Here is a 22,822-nt window from a genome sequence, read left to right as displayed (position 1 = left end):
GACTGGTCGTCCGCGTCTCAAAGGCCCCGAGAGGGGCCGAAGCGGAGCAGGTTACCCGAAAGGACGGGACTCGAGCCGCTTCTGCGGAAAATTCACCCTCCCTGTCGGCCTCCCGTTTCAACCCGGCCAAGGGGCGAGCACATGGACGTACGCTCGCCCCGTCCGGGGGAGCAACGACAGGAAGCGGTAGACCACATGACCCATGGGCTGCGGCAACCGATCAACGAACACCGGCCTCCACTCGAGCGCGAGGAGGAACTGCAGGCGATCGACTGCGCGTTGTCGGAGCTCCGGGACGCCGTCGATGGCGTGCTCCGGGTGCCGCGCGGCGGGCTGCTCGCCTTCACCGGTGAGGCCGGGCTGGGCAAGTCGACACTCATGGCGGTGGCGCGGGCACGCGCCACCGCACACGGATTCACGGTGTTCTCCGGCAAGGGCGGTGAGAAGGAGCAGGGGCTGGCGTTCCGCGTCGTCCGCCAGCTCATGCAGCCCACTCTGGCCCGGATGAGCGACATGGAGCGTCGGGCCTTCCTGGGCAGCTGGTACGACATCGTCGGCGCCGCGCTCGGTCTCGAGGCGACGGACCCCACTCGGGTGCCTGACCCGACCGGAGTGCGCGACGGCCTCGACTGGGTCATGACGCGCCTCACGATGGTGAACGCGCCTGTCGTGCTGCTCCTGGACGACGTGCACTGGGCCGACGCCGAATCCCTCGACTGGATCGCCTCTTTCGCGCCCCGGGTCGCGGACCTCCCGCTCCTGATCGTCGTCGCCTACCGGCCCGACGAACTTCCGCCCGACGCGACCTCTTTCCGCACGCTCGTCGAACGCCACGAGAAGCGCCCGCACCTCCTGTCTCCGCTGGGTGAGGCCGGTGTGGCACGGATCATCAGGGACGAAGTGGGTGAGGAAGCCGAGGACGACTTCTGTGGAGAGTGCTGGGAGGTCACCGGCGGAAGCCCGTTCGAGGCCGTAGAACTCGCCATCAGGCTCCGCGAGCGGCAGGTGAAGGGCACCCAGGACGAGTTGCCCGTGATGCGTGAACTCGCCGCAGCGGTCAAGGGCCCGGGACTGATCGAGCGCCTCAAACGGCTCGGCCCGAGCACCGTCCGCTTCGCATGGGCCGCCGCCGTACTGGGTGGGTCCTTCTCGCCCGAGCTCGCCGCCGACGTGATGGTGGTCGGCAGCGAGGAAGCCGCCGACATGGCAGTGCTCGGCAGGGAGGAAGCCGCCGAGGCGATCGAGAAGCTGCGCGCCTGTCGCATCCTCGCGGACGGCGACGGGCCCGGGGACAGCCTGCAGTTCGTCCACCCGCTGATCGCCACGACGATCTACCGCGCCATCCCCTCGAGCCTGCGGGTCGGCATGCACAACGCGGCCGCCTACGCCGCCCAGGTGGCCGGTTCCGACCCCACCATTGCCGCCCGGCACCTGCTGGAGGTTCCCTGCGACGGCAGCCCCGAGGCGGTCGCGTGCCTGCGCGCCGCCGGGCGTGAGCATCTCCGCGCCGGGGCCCCGGAGGCCGCCCGGCGCGTGCTGGCCCGAGCACTGCGGGAACCGCCCCCTGCGGAGGACCGCGCCGAGCTTCTCCACGATCTGGCCTGCTCGACCTTCCTGATCGACCCCAAGGCCACGGTCCGCCATCTCCGTAAGGCGCTGAAGGAGTCCGGAATCGACCCCGCCCTCCGCGCCTCCATCGTCTACCGGCTGACCCAGGCGCTGGCCCACACCGACCGGCCGACCGAGGCCGCGGCCGTGGCCGGCGACGAGGCACGGCGGGCCACCAATCCGCGAGTCAAACTACGCATGCAGGCCGATCACTTCGTATGGAGCGCGTTTCGCACCGATGAGCCCGACTCGTCCGCCCGCTCACGCCGGCTGGCGCGGCTGGCCGACAAGCTGACCGGCCGCGGACTGGAGGAGCGCTACATCCTCGGCCTGCGGGCGTGGGACGCCCTCGTGCGCGGCGAGCCGCGGCGGACCGCCCTCGGGTACGCCGAGCAGGCCCTGCGCGGAGGGATGAGCTGGACCGAGGAGAACCGTGGCTTCGAGGTGCCCGTCGCGGTCGCCCTGCTGTTCATGTACTGCGATCAGCCATGGCGGGCCGAAGAGCTGTTCGCCAAGGGGATGGCCGAGTGCGAGCACAAAGGCTGGCGCGGCTCCCATCTGGCGCAGGGCCAGACGCTCCTGGGCTATATCCGCTACCGCCGCGGCAGCCTCCTCGAGGCGGAGGAACTCGTACGGGCCGGGCTGGACACCGCCGAGCGCGTCGAAGGCGCGGTACCCGCCCAGTGGTTCGCCATCGGCATTCTCATCCAGAGCCTGCTGGCCCGTGGGCGGACCGCCGACGCGCGCCGGCTCGCCGACCACCACCACTACGGCGACGTGGTGCCGAACGCGGTCATCTTCCCCGATCCCCGCACGGTGTACGCCGAACTGCTGCTGGCGGAGGGGCGACTGCCGGAGGCGGCACGCCTGTTGTCCGACGTCGGGAACTGGGTGGAGGCGCGGGACTGGCACAACCCCACCTGGTGCCCCTGGCAGCTGCACCTGGCCTCCGCACTCGCCCGCACCGCCCCGGACCAGGCGGTCCGCCATGCCCAGGACGCCGTCGAGCGGGCCCGGGACTTCGGTGCCGCGTCCGCAATCGGGCAGGCTCTCCACACGCTGGCGGCGGTGACCGACGGACCGGCGGCGCTCGACCTGTACGCGGAGGCCGTCGACCACCTGCAACGGTCACCGGCCGCCTACGAGCTGGCCCGCGCGCTGGTCGGCCACGGTGCCGCGCTCATCCGGAACGGAAAGCTGCAGGAGGCCGCCGGCCGGCTCTATGAAGGTCTGGAGGGCGCCGTCCACTGCCGTGCCGAGGCCCTGGCCACCCGGGCGCGGGAGGAACTGTCCGCGGCCGGGCTGCGGCCGCTGCCCCTGCGCTATGCGCAGACGGACACGCTCACCGTGTCCGAGCGCAAGGCGGCCGAGATGACGGCCCAGGGCCACCCGACGTCGGTGGTCGCGAAGGAACTGCGCCTCACGGAGCAAGGTGTACGACAGCTGCTGTCAGCCGTGTACCGAAAGATCGGTACCGACGCGGCCGGCCTGGCCTCGGCCCTGGCGTCCTTCCCCCGTCGGCTGCCGTGAAGGTGGCGGCTCCCGTTCGACTCGTGATCTCCGGGCGCCGGAGTGGGCGGCGAGGCGGGGTCTTCCGCTGCTGTGTCGCCCGGACGCCTACGCCGCTCTGCCCCTGGCACGGACATGCTGCGGTCGGCCGGTTGCAGCTGGATCGCTCTCCCCGCCCCTAACGTCTTGACGTGCCAATGACAACGATGGCTTGATGGGATATGGGAGCGCTCCCACCTACTCGGGGAAGGGAACACCATGCGCAGCACCCCCCGCTTGCCCTTATGGCTCGTTCAAGGTCTCGGCCTCCTGGCCGCCCTGCTCCTGTCCCTCGGGGTGACACTCGCCCCCCGCGCGGCAGCCGCCCCGGCCGCCGACCCCGTACGGATCATGCCGCTGGGCGATTCGATCACCGGCTCGCCCGGCTGCTGGCGGGCGGTGCTGTGGAACCGGCTGCAGAGCGCCGGATACACGGACATCGACTTCGTCGGCACCCTCCCTCCCCAGGGCTGCGGGCAGGCGCACGACGGTGACAACGAAGGCCACGGCGGCGAGTTGGTGACCAACGTAGCCGACCAGAACCTGCTCCCGGGCCGACTGGCCGCCACCCTCCCGGACATCATTGTCATGCACTTCGGTACGAACGACGTGTGGAGCAGCATCGCTCCCGACCGCATCCTCGCCGCCTACACCAAGCTCGTGGGGCAGATGCGGGCTTCCAACCCGGACATAAGGATCCTCGTCGCGCAGCTCATCCCCCTGAACCCCAGCAGTTGCTCGGCCTGCGCGCAGCGTGTCGTCGACTTCAACGCCCGGATCCCCGACTGGGCCCGGGCGACGAGCAGCAGCCGCTCCCCGGTGACCGTGGTCGACCAGTGGACGGGCTTCAGCACCGCCACCGACACCTACGACGGCGTCCACCCCAATGCCTCCGGCGACGACAAGATCGCCGCCCGCTGGTATCCGGCCCTGACCGCGCTCCTCAGCCCGGGCGACCCCGGCGGGCCGGGCGGCGGTGAGCCCGGTTGCACCGCGTCCTTCCGTGCCGTTTCCAGCTGGCAGGGCGGCTATCAGGGCGAGGTGACGGTGACCAACACGTCCACCTCCCCCGTCTCGGGCTGGACCGCGACCGTCGTACCGGCCGACGGCGCACGTCTCAGTCAGGTCTGGAACGGCATGCTCACCACGGCCGCCGACGGCACGGCCACCGTCGCCAACGCGTCGTGGAACGGCACGCTCGCGCCGGGTGCGAGCGCCACGTTCGGCTTTGTCGCCGCCGGCCCGGCCGGGGCGAACTCCCCGTCCGCGACCGCCAGCTGCACGGCGAGGGCCGCTGCCGCATGACTAGTGCCGCGGCAGGCAACGTTTGCCCGTCAAGGAGCGGCGTCCGGTGCGTGCTCTCGGCGTGCCGGGCGCAGTCCCTCGTACTGGATGTACTTGGGTCTGTGCCCGGTGCGGCGAGTGGGGGCACCTCCCACGCCTTTAGGGCAGTGGGGGAGCGTGCCGGGCGTCGCGACGGGGCAAACGTTGCCTGCCGCGGCACTAGCCAGTGGTCCGGCGGCTTCCAGGGCGAGATCGTCGTCCGCAACACCGGCGGCTCGACGATCAACGGCTGGGCTCTGCGCTGGACGTTCCCCGACAGCCGGCGCGTCACCAACCTGTGGGGCGGCACCGCGACGCAGAGCAGCGCCGAGGTCAGCGTCGCCTCCGCCGCGTACACCGCGCAGATCCCCGCGACGGGCTCCGTCACCCTCGGCTTCGCGGCGACCCGGGACACCGCGAATCCCAGCCCGAGCGCCTTCACCCTCAACGGCGCCACCTGCTCCCTGGCCTGATCCACGCTCGATGGATGCCCAAGTCCCTCGGCCGCCCGGGAGCACGAGTGCGATCGTCCCCCGGGCAGGCTCGACCGTCACAGTTGCCGAAGGTGATCCCGCAGCGTGCGGGCGACCTGCGCCATGAGGGCCTCCGCGCCGGGCTGGAAGCTGGCCGGCACGAGTGACTCGGTGAGGACGGCGATGGCGAACGCCTGGCCGTCGGCGTGCTCGACGACGCCGATCTCGTGACGGAGGTTGAGGAGCGTGCCGGTCTTGGAGGACCAGGTGGTGGCGTCGGAGCTGAAGTCCGGGGCGAGGCGCTGCCGGAGCACGTTGTGCCGCATGAGGTCGCGTACCTGCTCGGCCACCTGCGGGTGGACCTTCGACGGCGTCCACAGGGCCTGGAGCAGTTCGACCCAGGCGCGGGCGCTGCCGGTGTTGGCGCGGGTGGTGTCGAGGTGCGGCACCCGGTGTCCGCGGCCGCTGGTGCCGCCCTCGATGGCCAGGGCGTGAGCGAGGTGCACGTCGGCGGCGTCGAAGCGTTCGACGGGGGTGTCGGTCAGCTCGTCCACGGTGTGCCGGACAGTGATGTCGCGCAGGCCGAACTCGTGGAGGAGGTCGGCCACGCGGGCGGGCGGAGTGAGGCCGAACAGCGCTTCCGCGGCCTGGCTGTCACTCAGGCACATGCTCAGGTAGAGCAGGTCGTCGACCGCTACCCGGGCGGGGTGGCGGAACCGGCTCAGCCCGATCGGGCCGGGCGTGGTGATCCGCCCGGGGGGTACGTCGAGCGGTGTCGCCCCGTCGAGTTCGCCCCGTCGGATGCGCTCGAAGGTCGCCAGCGCGAGCGGGACCTTGACCAGGGACGAGGACGGCAGCGGGGTGTCCGGCTCGATCCCCAGCTCTTCCCCCGTGTGCAGATCCCGCACGAGCATGCAGCCGTGCAGACCGCCGTCACGCAGCTGCCGGCGCATGTCGCGTAACAGTGCCTCGGTGCTCAAGTCGCTTCCTCTCCCGTGGTGTCCGCGCCGAGGCAGCGGGCGATGGCGTGGCCCAGGCGCGCTTCGATGTGCTGTGGATTGCCGTCTCCCGCGGCGGCGAGGGCGAACCCCCGGCTGAGCGCGAGCTCGCCGACGGGCCGCCAGGTCAGGGCGAGTTCCTCGGCCTGCGCGGGGGTGCACAGCAACAGGTCGCGGGTGCAGAGGACTTCCGCCGCGGCGCTTGTCAGGTCGGTCGCGACGACGAGTTGCGCGGGCCGCAGGCCGACCGCGTCGCGCAGTCGTGTCAGCGGGTCGCGGATGTGCGGCACGTCGTCCTCCGGCTGGATCCAGATACGGCGGGCCGGGCCGGGAGTGGCTCGCCCGACCCGCAGCGTTTCGAGGTAGAGACGTCTCACTCCGGGATCCCGGACGCCGGCCAGCCCGAGCGGCACGGACCACCTCGCCTCGTCCGGCGGCACCGCGAGCAGGGCGGCCCACACCTGTTGCGCGTGGAGGAGTTCCCTGCGCTGTGCGGGTGCCGCGACGCGGAGATCGAGCGTGAAGCCCTGCCCGCGCGCCTCGGCGACCAGTCGGGCAAGGCCGGCTGTGGGGCAGACGCCGGGCACGGCGAGCCGCCACGGTTTGCGCTTGGCGGCTTCCGCCTCGTGCAGCAGCACATCGGCCGCCTGCACGAGCTGTCTGGCCACCGGCAGCATGTCCCGGCCGAAGGGGGTGAGCACGGCCCGCCGCGAGGTGCGCTCGAACAGCGGTCGGCCGAAGCGTTCCTCCAGGGCGGCGACGCGGCGGCTGGCCACGGACTGCGACATCCGGGCAGCGGCGGCGCCGACGGTGAAGCCGCCGTATTCGCTGACGCTGACGAACGCTCGGCACGCTCCCACCAGATCCACGGCCCGCACTCTATGCCAGATCGGCATGGAGTCGCGCGTAAGCGTATTGGACCGCATGACGGGCCGACGGTGAGGGTGGTCCCGGAACTCACCGCCACCCAACGGAGGTTGAACCATGCAGTACACCCGTGCCCGGCGCACCGTTCTCGGTGCGCTCGCCGCGCTCGCCCTCGTCCCGGTCATCGCCTGCGGCCAGGAGGGTTCCCAGGGCGCGTCGCCGGTGGCCGCCGCGACGGTACCGACGAGCGCGGCCAGGCAGCCGTACGTGGCCGAACTGAAGGGGCTGGAGCGCAAGTTCGACGCGCGCCTGGGCGTCTACGCCATCGACACCGGCACCGGGCGCGAGGTCGCCTACCGGGACGGCGAGCGGTTCGGCTACCACTCCACGTTCAAGGCAATGGCCGCCGCCGCTGTCCTGCGCAAGTACTCCCTGAGTGGAATGAATGAGGTGATCAAGTACTCCGCGGACGATCTGCTCCCCAACTCCCCCATCACCGAACAGCACGTCGAGACCGGGATGACCCTGCGCGAGCTGTGCGACGCCGCCGTCCGCTACAGCGACAACACCGCCGCCAACCTGCTCTTCGAGGCACTCGGCGGACCGAAGGGCCTCGAAGCCGAGTTGAGGAAGCTGGGCGACGACGTCACCGTGATGGAGCGCATCGAGACCGGGCTGAGCGACTGGGTCCCGGGCGAGACGCGGGACTCGACCACCCCACGGGCGTTCGCCGAGGACCTGCGCGCGTACGTCCTCTCAGACGTCCTCCGCAAGCCGGAACGGGCCCAGCTAACGAAGTGGCTGAAGACCAACAAGACCGGGGACGAGCTCATCAGGGCCGGGGTGCCCAAGGGTTGGGTGGTCGGCGACAAGACCGGATCGGGCAGCGGCTACGGCGGCCGCAACGACATCGCCGTGGTGTGGCGCCCGCACGCCGACCCCGTCGTCATGGCGATCATGTCGAACCGCAGCGAGAAGGAGGACACTTACGACAACAAGCTGATCGCCGAGGCGGCATCCGTGGTCGCCGGCACTCTGTCGTAGAGGAAACGCGTCGGCGGTGACACCACAACTTCGTGACAGGAAGCACACAGGACCCGTTCTCGGCCGCGGCGAGCACCCGGATAAGGTGAGCCTGGCCTAATGGCCATGAACTGGTGTCACAAAGGAGTCCTGTGATGTTCCCTCGGCGTCGCGGTCCGGCCGCCCTCGCTCTCGGCGTCGCCGCCGCGCTGACCCTCGCGGCGTGCGGCGGCTCCGGCGACGACGGCAAGGACGCGGGATCCGCCGGGGGCGGTGACAAGAAGGCCGTGGCGCAGGGCGGTGAGGACTTCGGGTCCGCCGCGGAGAAGACCGCGGCGATGGGCACCGACGCCGAGCCGGGCGAGTGGCCGCGCACCGTGCGGCACGCGATGGGCGAGACCGTGATCGAGGCCCAGCCCAAGCGCGTGGTGGTCCTGGACGTCGGCGAGTTGGACAACGTGGTGTCGCTGGGCATCAAGCCGGTCGGGCTCGCCCCCACCGAGGGCTCCCCCGAGTTGCCGTCGTACCTGAAGAAGGACGCCGGCACGCCGAAGAACGTCGGCACCATCAACAACCTCAACCTCGAGGCGATCGCCGGTCTCCAGCCGGACCTCATCCTCGGCAGCCAACTGCGTGCCGCGGACAAGTACGACGAGTTGTCGAAGATCGCCCCGACCGTCTTCTCCATCCGGCCCGGCTTCACGTGGAAGGAGAACTACCTCCTCAACGCGTCGGCCCTCGACAAGACCGCCGAGGCCAAGGCGAAGCTCGCCGCCTACGACAGCAAGGTCAAGGCACTCGGCACCGAGCTCGGCGCCGACAAGCCGACCGTCTCGATGGTGCGTTACCTGCCCGACGGGGTGATCCGCCTCTACGCGAACGCCTCGTTCATCGGCACCCTCCTCAAGGACGCCGGCATCCCCCGCCCGAAGAACCAGGACATCGAGGACCTGGCCGCCGAGGTCAGCGCCGAGAACATCGACCAAGCCGACGCCGACTACATCTTCACCGGCGTGTACGGCGACGCGAAGGCCACGGACAAGTCCCGTGCGCAGGGCAACCCGCTGTGGAAGAACCTGAAGGCTGTCAAGGCCGGGCACGCCTATGACGTACCGGACGAGACCTGGTACCTCGGACTCGGTGTGACCGCGGCCGAGCAGGTCGTCGCGGATCTGGACAAGTACCTGACCAAGTAGGCACATCACCGCATCACATGCATCACTTACACCACGTGCATCACATGAAGAGGTAGCACATGTCCCGTGCCACGCGGCGCCGGGTCGTCCTGCTGGCCGCGGGTGTGCTCCTGCTGCTCCTCGCCGTCCTGCTGAGTCTCGCCGTCGGTAGCCGCCAGATCGCCCCCACCGAGGTGTTCGACGCCCTGCTGCACGGCGGGACCGGCGACAACGCCCAGGTCGTACGGGCGCTGCGGGTGCCCCGCACGATCATCGGTGTGATGGTCGGGCTCGCCCTGGCGATCGCCGGCGTGGTCATGCAGGGCCTCACCCGCAATCCGATCGCCGAGCCGGGCGTCCTCGGTGTCAGCCAGGGCGCCTCGCTCGGCGTGGTCTGCGCGATCGCCTTCTTCGGGGTGCACACGCTCAGCGGATACGTCTGGTTCGCGTTCGTCGGCGCGGGGGTCGCGGCGGTGGCCGCGTACGCCGTCGCCAGCGGGGGGCGCGGCGGCGCCTCCCCGGTGAAACTCGCCCTGGCCGGTGCCGCGATGAACGCCTTCCTCGCCTCGGTGGTGTCCGGAATCGTCACCACCGATGCCGAGGTCCTGGACGAGTTCCGCTTCTGGGACGTCGGCTCGATCAGCGGCCGGGACGGCTCTGTGGTGGCGCAGACGTGGCCGTTCCTGGTCGCGGGACTGCTGCTGGTCGCCGTCACGGTCCCCGGCCTGGACGCGCTCGCCCTGGGCGACGACGTGGCCCGCGGGCTCGGCCACCACGTCCTTCGGGTGCGGATCCTCGGCGCCCTCGCCGCGACCGTGCTGACCGGGGTCGCGGTGGCCGCGGCCGGTCCCATCGCCTTCGTCGGGCTCGCCGTGCCGCACATCGCCCGCGCCCTGGTGGGCGCCGCCCATCGCTGGGTCCTGCCGATGGCCGCCGTACTGGGCCCCTCGGTGATCCTGGTCTCGGACGTGCTCGGGCGCGTCCTCTTCCCGCCCTCGGAGGTCCCGGTGGCCGTGATGACGGCCTTGTTGGGCGTGCCGTTCCTGATCGCGCTCGTACGGCGGAAGGCGGCGGTGGCGGCATGACGCGACTCGACCGGACCGGCACGGCGGCGGCCCGTCCCTTCGGCTACTCCGTCGTCCGCGTGCGCGAGCACAGCTTCCTGCTGCACCGCAGGGCCGTCGTGATCGCCGCCGTCCTCGTGGCCGCGCTGGCGGTGACCGTCGTCGCCTCGCTCTGCGTCGGCGAGTCCTTCGTCTCCCCCACGGAGGTCGTCCGCGTCCTGCTCGGGAAGCCGAGCCCCGACGAACTGGTCGTCGGCACGCTGCGGCTGCCCCGCCTGGTGACGGGTCTGCTGGTCGGTGCCGCCTTCGGGATCGCGGGGGCGCTGGTCCAGACGGTCGCCCGCAACTCCCTGGCCAGTCCGGACGTCATCGGCGTCACGCACGGCGCGGGCGCGGCGACGGTGACCGCAATGACCTTCGGCGTCACGTCCCCCACCGCGCTGCCGTACGTCGCGATCGTCGGCGGGCTGTCCGCCGCCGTGCTCGTCTACGCCTTCGCCTGGCGCAAGGGCCTGCACGCCACGCGGTTCGTGCTCGTCGGGATCGGTGTCTCGATCGCGCTGGGATCACTGACCCGGCTGTTCCTGACCAAGGGCGACTACCTGGTGGCCCAGCAGGCCAAGGTGTGGCTCACCGGCTCCCTCAACGGACGCGGTTACGACCAGGCGGCGCCTCTCGCCCTGACGGTGCTCGTCCTGATTCCGCCGCTGCTGTGGGCCGCCCGGGCCCAGCGGGCGGTGTCCCTGGACGACGACACGGCCACCGCCCTCGGTGTCCGGCTGGGCCGGGTACGGCTGGGGCTGACCGCCCTCGGCGTGGTGCTGGCGTCCGTGGCGACCGGCGCGGCCGGGCCGGTCGACTTCGTGGCGCTGCTCGCGCCCCAGATCGCCCGCCGCCTCACCCGCACCACCCAGATCCCCCTGCTCTGCTCGGCGTTGACGGGTGCCCTGATCGTGACCACGGCGGACCTGCTGGCCCGGCGCGTGTTCTCGCCCAACGAACTGCCGGTCGGCGTGCTGACCGCGGCGGTCGGGGCGCCGTATCTGATGTGGCTGATCGCCCGCACGCGACACCGCGGCGGGGCTTCCGCCTGACCGGCGGGCCTTCGCTCATCCCACGCGAGTGTCCGCCCAGTTGGGGGGCGAAAAGCACCTGACAGTTCGAGGTGGGAGCGTTACGATCCCCGCGATGACGACTCATTCTGTTGACAGATTGGGGGCCCCGACCGCGCAAGGTGAGTGCTGATGCTCACTCGGACCGCGAACGGGGATTCCCGCCTTTCCCTCTGGCAGCGCGTGCGTGAGTTCGCCGTGCCGCCGTCCATGATCGAGACCGCGACCAGCCGGCGCCTCGCCGGGGACTGGGCGGGGGCGTGCGCCGCCGCAGGCATCGATGTAGATCTCAGTCTGCGTTCCCTGGCGCGTACCCACGGCCAGGCACTCGTGGCCCAACTCCGGGCCGATCTCCGCCATCTGGCTCCTGACCTGCTGCGCTGGCACATGCCGAGAATCGGTCCTGACGGGCTGTTGCGTCCAGGACTGACCGTCTCTCTGGCGCGGTACGACGCTGTGGGGCGTGACGGCGCAGGCCCCGTGCACCTCGTAGTCCGGACTCCGCCGGCCTGGGCGGATGCCGGTCAGCGGATCAGCCTCGCGCTGTGGGACGGATCCGCCTCCGGGCCCGATGCCCGCCGCCATCCGCATCCCCGCCCCAACCGGCGGTTCCGCCTCGACCTGCACCGCCACCTGTGGGACGCGCGCCGGACCGATGAGCTGCGGATCCGGTCCGGGGCCGATCTGCCGGCCGACTCTCCTGCGCCGCCCCCGGACCCGCTGGGGAGCGTGCCGCAAGGGAGCCGATGTGCCGTCGACCGGTGGGCGGCCGAGGCGGGGATTCTGCTCCACGCCGAGGGGCGGACCGGCGGTGCCGTCGCCGTGCGGGTCGGGGCGCGACAACGGCTGGTCCTGCGCCTGATCGCGGACGAGAACGGTACCGGTCCACCCGAATTGCGGATTACGGCGGCGCCCACGCGCGGCGACGCCTCCGCGCCGCCGGTCCTGCCCGACGCGGCGACCTGGGTGCTGCCGGATCTGGAACTGATCCGCGCCGGTTTGATCGAGGTCGATCGGCTGCACCCCCTGGTCGCCTCGGCACTGGCACCGGATCATTCACCGGCCGGCCGGTCCCGGGCTCCGGACCCGACAGGACCAGCGCGCCTCGTGGAGTGCCGGGGAGCTCAGCACCGGATCGGCCTGGTCGACGGGGTGTTGGCGCCGCTCGACCACGACCCGACCGAGATCCGGCGGGAGGAGCTGCTGGCCGCGCTGACCGGTACTCCGCTTCCCTGCCTGCAGGCCATTGACGCGGCACACCGCCATCCGGAGTGCCTCGCCGACGTCCGCGCACGCCTGGACCACGGGGACATCGCCGGTGCGCTGGCCGTCGTCGAGGCCCTGCTGGGCCCCGACGCACTGCTGCGCGGTGGCGCTCTGCGGGACGAGTTGGAGGCGGCCGCACAGCGGCGGATCACCTACGGGCTGTTCCGGGCGGGTCTGACCGGACCCGGACCTGCCCGTCTTCGCCCCGAGGACCGTCGCCGTCCCCGCATCGGCCGCTCGCGTCCGCGCCACGGCACCTTCCGCTGACCCGGGACCTGCGTCCCTTACGCATCCACTCACCACACGCCGACTCCGGGGCCCTCCGTCCCCACACCCACTCACCACACGCCAACTCCGGGTCCCTCTGTCCCCACACGCACTCGCCGCACATCGTCCCCGGGGCCCCCGCCCCGCGCCCACTCGCCGCACATCGCCCCCGGAGCCCCCGCCCCGCGCCCACTCGCCACACATCGCCCCCGGAGCCGTCCGCCTCGCACCCACTCGCCACACATCGCCCCCGGGGCCCGGCCCCCGCCTCACACCCACTCGCCAGACACCGCCCCGGCGTCCTCCCCCCACCCCCACACTCACTCGCCTCACAACCAAACCCAAAGGTGATCAGACATGCCCACATACACGCCCTTCGCCGCCACCGGCACTCCCTCCGACCCGGCCCACACCTCCCAACTCGACGTCGCCGACGACTTGTTGAGCCTGCTGCGCGACACCACCACCGAACCGCGCCCCGACACCCAGCTGGAGACCCTGACCCTGGCCGTGGCCGCCGACCTGCCCGTGCTGCTGTGGGGTGAGCCGGGCATCGGCAAGACCGCTGCTCTGACACAGCTGGCCGCGGCCCTGGACCTTCCGCTGACCACGGTGATCGCGAGTGTGCACGAGCCGTCCGACTTCTCGGGGCTGCCCGTCGTCGGAGACGATCCCGCCGAGCACGGTGTGCCCATGGCGCCGCCGGACTGGGCCGTACGACTGGTACGGGCCGGCCGCGGGCTGCTGTTCCTGGACGAGTTGTCCACTGCGCCGCCGGCCGTTCAGGCCGCCCTGCTCCGGCTCGTGCTGGAGCGGCGGATCGGCGCCCTGCGGCTGCCGCCCGGCGTCCGGATCGTGGCCGCCGCCAATCCGCGCTCCTCGGCGGCCGACGGGTGGGAACTGAGCCCGCCTCTGGCCAACCGGTTCGTCCACCTCCAGTGGACCCACGACCACGAGGTCGTCGTACGCGGTCTCGGCGGGACGTGGCCCCGGGCGACCCTGCCCCGACTCGAACCGGAGAGGCTGCCGGAGGCCGTCGACTTCGCGCGCCGCGCGGTGTGCGGGCTCCTGGCCGCCCGTCCGGGGCTCGTGCACCGGCTGCCCAGCAACGAGACGCGCCGGGGCGGCCCTTGGCCGTCGCCCCGGAGCTGGGAGATGACCCTGTGCCTGATCGCGTTCGCGACCGCGGCCGGTTCCTCCCGGGACGTACTCTCCCTGCTGGTCAGGGGCACCGTGGGGGACGGTCCGGGGCTGGAGTTGCTGGCGAGCGTGGACCGGATGGACCTCCCGGACCCCGAGGTGCTGCTCGCCGACCCGGCGGGGGCCGTCCTGCCCGAGCGGGGGGATCTGCGCCAGGCCGTGCTGGACGGTGTGGTGGAGGCGGTCCGGGGGCGCCCGGAGAAGTCCCGCTGGGACGCGGCGTGGGAGCTCCTGGTCCGGGCGGTGGACACCGGAGCCCCGGACCTGGTGGTCGTCCCCGCGAACACACTCGCCGCCTTGCGCCGGCCGGACTGGGACGTTCCGGCAGCGATCGAACGCCTCGCCGGAACGGTGTCCCTGTCCCGGCGTGCGGACGACGTGGCGGCCCGGAGCGCGGCGGTCACCGCGAGGGCCGGCCGGTGATCCCGGACGCACCGGGGGCCCTGGACCTCGACAAGCTCTTCGCCGCCCGCCTGTACGCGGCCCGGGTCCGGCCCTACCTGGCGACGGCCCTGTTCGCCCTGCACACCGTGGAGTCGCGGTGGGTACCGACGATGGCCGTCGACCGGCACTGGCGGTGCTACGTCTCGCCGGGGTTCGTGGACCGGACGCCCGTGGAGGAACTGGCGGGGGTGTGGGTGCACGAGGTATCCCACCTGCTGCGCGACCATCACGGACGTGGTGACCGGGTCGCGCGGGAGCGCGGGCTGACCGGCCCGGGGGAACGGCTGCGGATGAACATCGCCGCGGACTGCGAGATCAACGACGACGTGTTCGGTGACGGGCTGCTCCGGCCCGAAGGTGCTGTCGAGCCGACCGCCTTGGCTCTGCCCGCCGGGCAGCTCATGGAGGACTACCTGCGCCTGTTCACGCTCGGTCCGCGTACCCAGGACTGGGCCTGGCTGGACTGCGGCAGCGGCGCCGACGGGCTGGAACGGGAGTGGGACCTGGGACCGGACGGCGCGCACGGCCTCAGCGAACAGGAACGCGACGCGGTCCGGTTCCGGGTGGCACAGGGCATCACCGCCCGTCCGGGGAACGCCCCGAGAGGGTGGAAGCGGTGGGCGGAGGAGGCGTTCCACCCGCCGCAGCCGTGGCGGGAGTTGCTGGGAGCGGCGGTCCGCTCGGCGGCCTCCGGCCCCGGCGTGGGTGAGGACTACACCTACGGCCGGCCGGCGCGGCGTTCGGCCGGGGTGCCCGGCGTCGTGCTGCCGAGCCTGCGGCGCCGGCCGCCCCGGGTCTGCGTGGTCATCGACACGTCCGGGTCGGTCAGTGACGCCGAACTGGGCAGCGCACTCCTCGAAGTCGCCGCGATCTCCCGTGCCGTGGGCGGCCGTCGCGACCTGGTCAGCGTGGTGTCGTGCGACGCGGCGGCCCGGGTGGTGCACCCGCTGTGCCGTGCCGAGGGGATACCGCTGGTGGGCGGCGGGGGTACGGATCTGCGCGCGGGCTTCGCCAAGGCGCTCCGGGCGCGGCCCCGCCCCGATGTCGTCGTGATCCTGACCGACGGGCAGACGCGCTGGCCGGACACGCGACCACCGTGCCGGACGGTGGTGGGTCTGTTCCCTCGGCACCAGGCAGGCCGGTCGTGGGACGAGGACGACCCCGAGTACGTGCCGGACTCGCCGCCCGCCTGGGCAAGAGTGGTTGACATCGGATGAGCGGCCCCTCAGGCCCCTCTCAGGCCCCGCAGACCTCGCATGCCCCGCAGACCCTCAGGCCCCGCAGGCGCCCGGCGCCGTCACTCCCAGACCACGACGTTGCGTCGCACCGGCACGGTCGAGTGGTCGGCGAACAGTTCGGGTGAGTGCGCGCGGATGCGTTCGATGTCGTTGAAGACGGCCCGCAAGTGGGTGCGCATGGCGGTGCGGGCGAGGGGGACGTTTCCGCCGAGGACCGCGTCGAAGATCTCGTGGTGCTGGGCGGCGAACCCGGCCGGGGACACGTTCTCGTGGAGGCCGAGGCGCCTGGCCCGGTCCAGGTGGCCCTTGGCCGCGGCCACGGTGGTCCAGACGTCGCCGTGACCGCTCAGCCGCATCAGGCCCTGGTGGAACGCCTCGTCCAGTGCGAAGAACTCCTCCAGGCCGAGGTCCGCGCGCCGCTGACGTTTCAGGTTGTCCCGCAGTTCCTCGACGACCGCGGGGTCGAGCTGCTCGGGCAGGTCCTCCAGCGAGGCGAGTTCCACCGCCTCCCGGAGGAACTGCGCGTCGGCGACCTGCGCCGGATCCACGCGGGACACGAACGACCCGATCTTCGGGAAGACCTGCACCAGGCCCTCCTGGGCCAGCAGGATCAGGCTCTCCCGCACCGGCGTGCGGCTGACACCCAGCGACGCGGCGAGTTCGTTCTCCGACAGGCTGGCGCCCGGGGCGAGTTCGAGGGTCAGCACCATCTGACGCAACTTCAGGTAGATGTCGCGCCGACTCGTCCGCCGCCCGTTGGTTTGAGCCATGTGCACATCGTACGTAGACCGGTGCCACAAGTATTGCTCGACTGCGCGACAGATGCTTGTATACAAGTACTTCGCGACTCCACTCGCGCCCCACTTCGCGCCCCCCTCGCGACAAGGAGCCCCCGTGAGCAAGATCGAGCGCGCCGAGGTGTTCGTCGCCTCCCCCGGCCGCACATTCGTCACATTGCGCATCACCACCACCGACGGGGTGACCGGACTCGGTGACGCCACGCTCAACGGTCGAGAGCTGGCCGTCGCGAGCTATCTGCGCGATCACGTCGTCCCGCTGCTGATCGGCAGGGATCCCGCCCGCATCGAGGACATGTGGCAGTACCTCTACAAGGGCGCCTACTGGCGGCGCGGGCCCGTCACCATGACCGCCATCGCCGCCGTCGACACCGCCCTGTGGGACATCAAGGGCAAGACGGCCGGCCTGCCCGTCCACCAGCTCCTGGGCGGCCCGTCCCGCGACGGCGTGCTCGTCTACTCGCACGCCAGCGGTACCGACGTACCCGCACTGCTGGACGACGTCGAGCGCTACCTGGAGCTGGGCTACAAGGCCGTACGGGCGCAGGCCGCCGTGCCCGAGGTCGGGGGAACGTACGGGATCCGCAAGGGCAAGGTCTACGAGCCGGCCGCGACCGAGCTGCCCGAGGAGCAGCCCTGGGACACCGAGGCCTATCTCGGATTCGCGCCCACCTATCTGGAAGCCGTACGGGAACGCTTCGGCTTCGGGTTCCATCTCCTGCACGACGTGCACCACCGGCTGACCCCGATCGAGGCGGCCCGCTTCGGCAGGAGCGTCGAGGGCTGCCGGCTGTTCTGGATGGAGGATCCGACGCCGGCCGAGAACCAGGAGGCGTTCCGGATCATCCGCCGGCACACCACGACGCCGATCGCGGTCGGCGAGGTGATGAACTCGATCTGGGACGTCCAGCACCTGATCACCGAGCAGCTCGTCGACTACGTACGCACCACCGTCGTCCACGCGGGCGGCATCACCCATCTGCGGCGGATCTTCGACCTCGCCGCGCTCTACCAGGTACGGACCGGCTCCCACGGGGCGACCGACCTCTCCCCCGTCAGCATGGCCGCCGCCGTGCACCTCGACATCACGGTGCCGAACTTCGGCATCCAGGAGTACATGGGCCACCCCGACGAGACGGCCGAGGTGTTCCGCACGGGTGTCACCTTCGCCGACGGCATGCTGCACCCCTCCGAGGAGCCGGGCCTGGGCGTGGAGTACGACGAGAAAGCGGCCGAGCGCTTCCCGTACCAGCGGCGCTACCTTCCGGTCGCCCGCCGCCTCGACGGGTCGGTGCACGACTGGTGAGCGCCGACGCCCTGAACCGTACGGTGCTCCCCCGGCTCGCGCCCGAGCTGCGGCCCCCGGTCGATCCGGCCGAACTGCGCGCCCGTGTCGTCCACTTCGGACTCGGTGCCTTCCACCGGGCGCACCAGGCGGTGTACACGGAGCAGGCCGCCGCCCTCTCCGGTGAGCCCTGGGGCATCAGCGCGGTCGCGCCCCGGTCAGTGGGGACCGTGCGCGCGCTGCGGGGTCAGGACTGCCTGTACTCGCTCACCGAACGCCGTCCGGACGGAAACCGCAGTCGCGTCGTGGGCGCGGTCGTCGACGCGCTGGCCATGGGACCCGATGCCAAGGCCGTCGACGCCCTGCTGGCCGATCCCGAGGTGACGGTGGTGACCCTGACCGTGACCGAGAAGGGCTACCACCGCTCTGCGTCGACCGGCGGGCTGGACACCGCGGCCGCACCCGTCGCCGCCGACCTCGCGGCCGACTCCGACGGGCCTCTCACCACGGTCGTCGGGCGCCTGGCCGCCGGGCTGGCGGCGCGGATGCGCGCGGGCGCCGCCCCGATCAGTGTCGTGTCCTGCGACAACATGGCGGGAAACGGCGCCGCGCTGCGCCGGATCGTCCATGACTTCGTGCGTGCGTCCGCCTGGCCGGACCGTGCCCGGGTCCTGGAGCGGATGGCCGAAGCCGTCGCCTTTCCCGCGACCGTCGTGGACCGGATCGTGCCGGCGGCCGACGAGTCCGACCGCGCGGCGGCCGTCGCCGCCCTCGGGGTGCGCGACGCCCTCCCCGTGACGGCCGAACCGTACCGGCAGTGGGTACTGGAGGACTCCTTCGCCGCGCCCCGGCCTCCCTGGGAGCGGGACGGCGCCCTGTTCGTCCCGGACGTCGCGCCGTACCAGCTCGCCAAGCTGCGGCTGCTGAACGGCTCCCACTCGGCTCTGGCCTACCTCGGCACGGCCGCGGGCCGCACCACGATCGCCGAGACCATGGCGACGGACTGGGGCGAGCGACTCGTACGGGCGCTGTGCGCGGAGGTCTCCCCCACCCTCCCCGCGGGCGGCCCCGATCCGGTCGGGTACGCCGACGACCTCGTCGTACGCTTCCGCAATCCCGGGATGCGCCACCTGCTGCGGCAGATCGGCTCCGACGGATCGCTGAAGGTCACGGAGCGCTGGCTGCCCGCCCTGCGCGCACTGCGCGCCCGCGGCACGCACACCCCCGTCCTCGAACTCGCTCTCGCCGCCTGGGTGCTCGGCACCGAACGGGCAGACGCGTTCACCGACCCCGCCGCCGACACACTCGCCGCCTGCTGGGCGCCCTCCGCCCGCCCGTCCGAGACGGTGCGCGCGCTGCTGCGCGTCCTCGGCGCGGCGGACCTCGCGGACGACGACGCCCTCACCGCCGCCGTCGCGGCCCGGCTCCCCGCCCTGCGGGCCGGACGCGTCGAGATCTGAGCCCCCCATACGTCGACCCAATACGTCGACAGCCGCACCGCAGTCCCCGAACAACGGAGTTCACGATGAAGGACAGCGCCACAGCCGCTCAGCAGACACCAACAACGCAGCGCACCACGCGCGACCTGGCCCGGGCCGCCGTCTCGGGCTGGCTCGGCACGGCCATGGAGTTCATGGACTTCCAGCTCTACTCGCTGGCCGCCGCCATCGTCTTCGACAAGATCTTCTTCCCGGACGTCAGTCCGGCCATCGGCCTGATCGCCGCGATGGCCACGTACGGCGTCGGATACGTCGCCCGGCTCGCCGGGGCCGTCTACTTCGGGCGGATGGGCGACCGGATCGGCCGCAAGAAGGTCCTGTACCTCACCATCCTGCTGATGGGCGCCTCCACGACCCTCATCGGTGCCCTGCCCACGTACGCCACCATCGGCATCCTCGCGCCGGTACTGCTCGTCGTGCTGCGGCTGGTGCAGGGCTTCGGCGCGGGTGCCGAGATCGCCGGGGCGACCGTGCTGCTGGCCGAGTACGCCCCCGTCCGGCGGCGCGGCCTGATCTCCTCGCTGGTGTCGCTCGGCACCAACTCCGGGACGCTCGCCGCCTCCGGCCTGTGGGCCGTGCTGCTCGCCGTGCTCAGCGAGGACCAACTGCTGTCGTGGGGCTGGCGGTTGCCCTTCCTGCTGAGCTTCGGGCTCATGCTCTTCGCCGTCTGGCTGCGCCGCGGCCTCAAGGAGAGCCCGGTGTTCGAGGAGCGCCCCGACGTGGTGGACGGCGTGGCCCTGGCCCGTGACGAGGTGGAGTCCGCGATCGCCACCGCCGACGCGCACGAGGGCGACGTCCTGGCGGCCGGTATCCGCCAGCGCAAGGGCAAGGCGTTCTTCCTCGCGCTGGGGCTGCGGTTCGGTCAGGCGGGCAACTCCGGGCTGGTCCAGACGTTCCTCGTCGGCTACATCGCCACCCACCTGGCGGTCGACCGGTCCGTCCCCACCGATGCGATCGTGTACGGCTCGCTGCTGGGCTTCGCCACCGTGCCGGTGGTCGGTCTGCTCGGCGACCGCTTCGGGCGCCGCCCGGTCTATCTCACCCTCACGCTGCTGACCGCCGTCCTCGCCTTCCCGGTGATGCTGCTGATCACCTCCGGCTCGACACCGGGCGTGATGCTCGGCATGGTCCTCGGCCTGAACGTCGGTGTCCTCGGTCTGTTCTCGCTGGAGAGCGTCGCGATGGCCGAACTCTTCGGCTCCCGCACCCGGTTCACCCAGCTCGCGCTCGCCAAGGAGATCGGCGGGATTCTCGCCACCGCGATCGGCCCGGTCCTCGCGGCCACGCTCACGGCCGTCACCGGCAGCTGGTGGCCCATCGCGGCGATGCTCGTCGTCTACTCGCTCATCACCTTCGTCAGCGCGTTCCTCGCGCCCGAGACACGCGGACGGGATCTCGTCCGGCTGGAGGACGCCGTATGAGGGCGGACGCCCGTATGCGGGCCGTGGTCGTGCACGGTCCCGGCGACGTACGCATCGACGAACGGGCCCTTCCCGTGCGCGGTCCGGGCGAGGTGCTGCTGGCCATGGAGTGGGGCGGGATCTGCGGGTCCGACATCGCGTACTGGAACAACGGGGCTTCCGGCACGGCCGCACTCGCGCACCCGCTCGTGCTCGGGCACGAGGTCGCGGGCCGGATCGCCGCGCTCGGCCCCGGAGTCACCGGCCTCGGCCCGGGACAGCCCGTGACGGTCCACCCGGCCCAACTGGTCGGCGATGGCATCCTTCCCGAGCGCATCGCCGGACGGACCAACCTCTACCCGGACGTCCGCTACTTCGGCTCGGCCGCCTTCGACCCGCACACCGACGGCGGGTTCAGCGAGTACCGGGCGGTCCCCGCGACCCAGATCCGGCCGCTGCCGGACGGTGTCGACACCGAGCAGGGCGCCCTCGCCGAGCCGTTGGCCGTCGCGCTGCACGCCGTCGGCCGGGTTTCGGAGCTGCGCGGGCGTACGGTCCTCGTCAACGGCTGCGGACCGATCGGCTCCCTGGTCGTGGCCGCCGCCCGACTCCGCCGGGCCGGCACGGTCATCGCCGCCGACCTGGCGCCGTCCTCCCTCGCCGTCGCCCGCGCCATGGGCGCCGACGAGACCCGCGACCTCTCCGGCGGCGACCGGCTGCCCGAGGACGTGGACGTGGTCTTCGAAGCGTCCGGCGCCCCGGCCGCACTCGGGCCGGTCCTGCGGGCCACGGCCCGCGGCGGCACCCTCGTCCAGGTAGGCAACCTGCCCGGGACCGCCGTTCCCGCCGCCCTCGGCGACCTGGTGACCCGGGAGATCACCTGGATCGGCTCGTACCGCTTCGTCGAGGAGATCGACGACGCCCTGCGCGCCCTGCGGGACGGCCTGGACGTGACCCCGCTGATCACCCATCGCTTTCCGCTCGCACGGGCCGAGGAGGCACTCGCCGTCGCCGCCGACCCGGGAAGCGGGAGCAGCAAGGTCATGCTGCGCCTCGCGGCCGGGACGTGACGCCCGGCGGGCCCGCGCGGCCCCGCTCGCCGCCCCTGCGGAACACGCCGCCCGTCGTCGCGTACGTACTCACGCACCGCCCGCCAGGAGAACCCCGTGCCCATGCCTCCTCCCTCCGCCACCGACAGCCAGGAGCAGGTCGCCGACGTCGTGTGCGTCGGCGAGACGATGGCCGTCTTCAGTCCACCGGACGCCCGCCCGCTCGCCGAGCAGCCCGCGCTCCGCATGGCCATCGGCGGCGCCGAGTCCAACGTCGCCTGCGGGCTGGCGGGACTCGGGCACCGCGCCGCCTGGCTGAGCCGCCTGGGCGACGACCCGTTCGCCCGTCGCATCCTGGCCGAACTCACCGCGCGCGGCGTGGACGTGAGCGCCGTCGAGACCGATCCGGAGCGTCCGACCGGGGTCTACTTCAAGGACCCGGGCCCGGGGCACACGCGCACGCACTACTACCGCCGAGGATCGGCCGCGACGCGGATGGGACCGGAGCTGGCCCGGCAGCCCGCGCTCCGCCGGGCCCGTATCGTGCACCTGACGGGCGTCGCCGCGGCCCTCTCGGACAGCTGCGCCCGGCTGCTGGAGACGCTGCTCGCCGGCCGGGACGGCCGCGCCCCGCGGGGACCGGTCGTCTCCTTCGACGTCAACCACCGCCCCGCGCTCTGGCGCGACGGCCGCGCGGACGCCGCGCCGAGTCTGCTGGCGCTCGCTCGTGCCGCCGACCTCGTGTTCGTCGGACGGGACGAGGCGGAGACGTTGTGGGGCACCGCACGCCCGGACGACATCGCCGGCATGCTCGACTCCGTACCCGTCGTGGTGGTCAAGGACGCCGAGCACGGGGCGACCTCCTACGCCCACGGTGTCCGGACGTTCGTGCCCTCACTGCCCACCAAGGTGGTCGAACCGGTCGGCGCGGGCGACGCGTTCGCGGCCGGTTACCTGGCCGGTGTGCTGGAGGACCGCGACGAACGCTCCCGGCTGCGCCTCGGCCACCTGGCGGGCGCCGCCGCGCTGCGCACCAGGGACGACGTTCCCGTCATGCCGCCGCGCACCGAGACGGACCGGTGCCTCGCCCTGGACGACGACGCGTGGAGCGCCTTGGCACCGCGCTGAGGTCCTGGCGGAACGCCGCCGCGTCGAAGTCGAGTGGAGACGGATGCTCGTCGGCGTC

Annotated in this window: 17 protein-coding genes and 1 pseudogene; 15 read left to right on the top strand and 3 right to left on the bottom strand. The window is 72.2% G+C overall.

What is annotated here, in order from left to right:
- Nucleotides 1-195: 195 nt before the first annotated feature.
- The 3 genes and pseudogenes from Q4V64_RS48360 to Q4V64_RS48350 form a co-directional block, all read left to right on the top strand.
- Entirely contained in the window at nt 196-3,138 is a 2,943-nt protein-coding gene (locus tag Q4V64_RS48360; RefSeq protein WP_124444433.1) for an AAA family ATPase, read from the top strand.
- Between the two features lie 237 nt (nt 3,139-3,375).
- Nucleotides 3,376-4,461 (top strand): GDSL-type esterase/lipase family protein, encoded by a 1,086-nt coding sequence (locus tag Q4V64_RS48355; RefSeq protein ID WP_124444432.1) that lies wholly within the window; start codon nt 3,376-3,378, stop codon nt 4,459-4,461.
- A gap of 191 nt (nt 4,462-4,652) precedes the next feature.
- Nucleotides 4,653-4,952, top strand: a pseudogene (locus tag Q4V64_RS48350) (cellulose binding domain-containing protein); the annotation flags it as partial.
- A 77-nt stretch (nt 4,953-5,029) separates the two neighbouring features.
- Here Q4V64_RS48350 and Q4V64_RS48345 read toward each other — a convergent pair.
- On the bottom strand, nt 5,030-5,932 hold the full coding sequence (locus Q4V64_RS48345; protein WP_172629522.1) for a serine hydrolase: 903 nt from the start codon (nt 5,930-5,932) through the stop codon (nt 5,030-5,032).
- Nucleotides 5,929-6,819 carry a LysR family transcriptional regulator gene (locus Q4V64_RS48340; protein WP_253267382.1) on the bottom strand — a complete coding sequence of 297 codons (891 nt, stop codon included), beginning with the start codon at nt 6,817-6,819 and terminating at the stop codon, nt 5,929-5,931. Before Q4V64_RS48340 ends, Q4V64_RS48345 begins: the two co-directional genes overlap by 4 nt.
- 115 nt (nt 6,820-6,934) lie before the next feature.
- Between Q4V64_RS48340 and bla the strand changes: the two genes are divergently transcribed.
- The 7 genes from bla (at nt 6,935) to Q4V64_RS48305 (ending at nt 15,585) form a co-directional block, all read left to right on the top strand.
- Nucleotides 6,935-7,861 (top strand): class A beta-lactamase, encoded by a 927-nt coding sequence (gene bla, locus Q4V64_RS48335; RefSeq protein WP_124444429.1) that lies wholly within the window; start codon nt 6,935-6,937, stop codon nt 7,859-7,861.
- A gap of 134 nt (nt 7,862-7,995) precedes the next feature.
- On the top strand, nt 7,996-9,036 hold the full coding sequence (locus Q4V64_RS48330; RefSeq protein ID WP_124444428.1) for an iron-siderophore ABC transporter substrate-binding protein: 1,041 nt from the start codon (nt 7,996-7,998) through the stop codon (nt 9,034-9,036).
- Between the two features lie 59 nt (nt 9,037-9,095).
- Nucleotides 9,096-10,100: an iron ABC transporter permease gene (locus tag Q4V64_RS48325; RefSeq protein WP_124444427.1), complete on the top strand. Its 1,005-nt coding sequence runs from the start codon at nt 9,096-9,098 to the stop codon at nt 10,098-10,100.
- Complete coding sequence (locus tag Q4V64_RS48320) at nt 10,097-11,173, top strand: iron chelate uptake ABC transporter family permease subunit (protein ID WP_124444426.1); 1,077 nt, start codon at nt 10,097-10,099, stop codon at nt 11,171-11,173. Before Q4V64_RS48325 ends, Q4V64_RS48320 begins: the two co-directional genes overlap by 4 nt.
- A 150-nt stretch (nt 11,174-11,323) precedes the next feature.
- Nucleotides 11,324-12,724 carry a hypothetical protein gene (locus Q4V64_RS48315; protein ID WP_124444425.1) on the top strand — a complete coding sequence of 467 codons (1,401 nt, stop codon included), beginning with the start codon at nt 11,324-11,326 and terminating at the stop codon, nt 12,722-12,724.
- Nucleotides 12,725-13,081: 357 nt separating this feature from the next.
- Nucleotides 13,082-14,347 (top strand): AAA family ATPase, encoded by a 1,266-nt coding sequence (locus Q4V64_RS48310; RefSeq protein ID WP_124444424.1) that lies wholly within the window; start codon nt 13,082-13,084, stop codon nt 14,345-14,347.
- On the top strand, nt 14,344-15,585 hold the full coding sequence (locus tag Q4V64_RS48305) for a VWA-like domain-containing protein (RefSeq protein WP_124444423.1): 1,242 nt from the start codon (nt 14,344-14,346) through the stop codon (nt 15,583-15,585). Before Q4V64_RS48310 ends, Q4V64_RS48305 begins: the two co-directional genes overlap by 4 nt.
- Nucleotides 15,586-15,665: 80 nt before the next feature.
- On the opposite strand, the gene Q4V64_RS48300 is transcribed toward Q4V64_RS48305, so the two are convergent.
- Entirely contained in the window at nt 15,666-16,376 is a 711-nt protein-coding gene (locus tag Q4V64_RS48300; RefSeq protein WP_124444422.1) for a GntR family transcriptional regulator, read from the bottom strand.
- Nucleotides 16,377-16,500: 124 nt separating this feature from the next.
- Between Q4V64_RS48300 and manD the strand changes: the two genes are divergently transcribed.
- The 5 genes from manD to Q4V64_RS48275 all read left to right on the top strand — a co-directional run bounded on the left by manD (nt 16,501) and on the right by Q4V64_RS48275 (nt 22,764).
- Nucleotides 16,501-17,709 carry a D-mannonate dehydratase ManD gene (gene manD / locus Q4V64_RS48295; protein WP_124444421.1) on the top strand — a complete coding sequence of 403 codons (1,209 nt, stop codon included), beginning with the start codon at nt 16,501-16,503 and terminating at the stop codon, nt 17,707-17,709.
- Nucleotides 17,706-19,148 (top strand): mannitol dehydrogenase family protein, encoded by a 1,443-nt coding sequence (locus Q4V64_RS48290; protein ID WP_253267381.1) that lies wholly within the window; start codon nt 17,706-17,708, stop codon nt 19,146-19,148. Before manD ends, Q4V64_RS48290 begins: the two co-directional genes overlap by 4 nt.
- A 65-nt stretch (nt 19,149-19,213) precedes the next feature.
- Nucleotides 19,214-20,608, top strand: coding sequence for an MFS transporter (locus Q4V64_RS48285; protein ID WP_124444420.1), 1,395 nt, complete (start codon nt 19,214-19,216; stop codon nt 20,606-20,608).
- On the top strand, nt 20,605-21,657 hold the full coding sequence (locus tag Q4V64_RS48280) for an L-idonate 5-dehydrogenase (protein WP_253267380.1): 1,053 nt from the start codon (nt 20,605-20,607) through the stop codon (nt 21,655-21,657). The genes Q4V64_RS48285 and Q4V64_RS48280 overlap by 4 nt, the downstream gene beginning before the upstream one ends.
- A gap of 102 nt (nt 21,658-21,759) precedes the next feature.
- A complete protein-coding gene (locus Q4V64_RS48275) occupies nt 21,760-22,764 on the top strand; it encodes a sugar kinase (protein WP_124444439.1) in 1,005 nt (334 codons plus the stop codon).
- The last annotated feature ends 58 nt before the right edge of the window (nt 22,765-22,822 follow it).

It is taken from the genome of Streptomyces sp. NL15-2K, from assembly GCF_030551255.1.
In the GTDB taxonomy this organism is placed as follows: Bacteria; Actinomycetota; Actinomycetes; order Streptomycetales; family Streptomycetaceae; genus Streptomyces.
The sequence above is the reverse complement of the archived record's forward strand: the minus strand, read 5'-3'. Positions and strand labels throughout refer to the sequence as shown.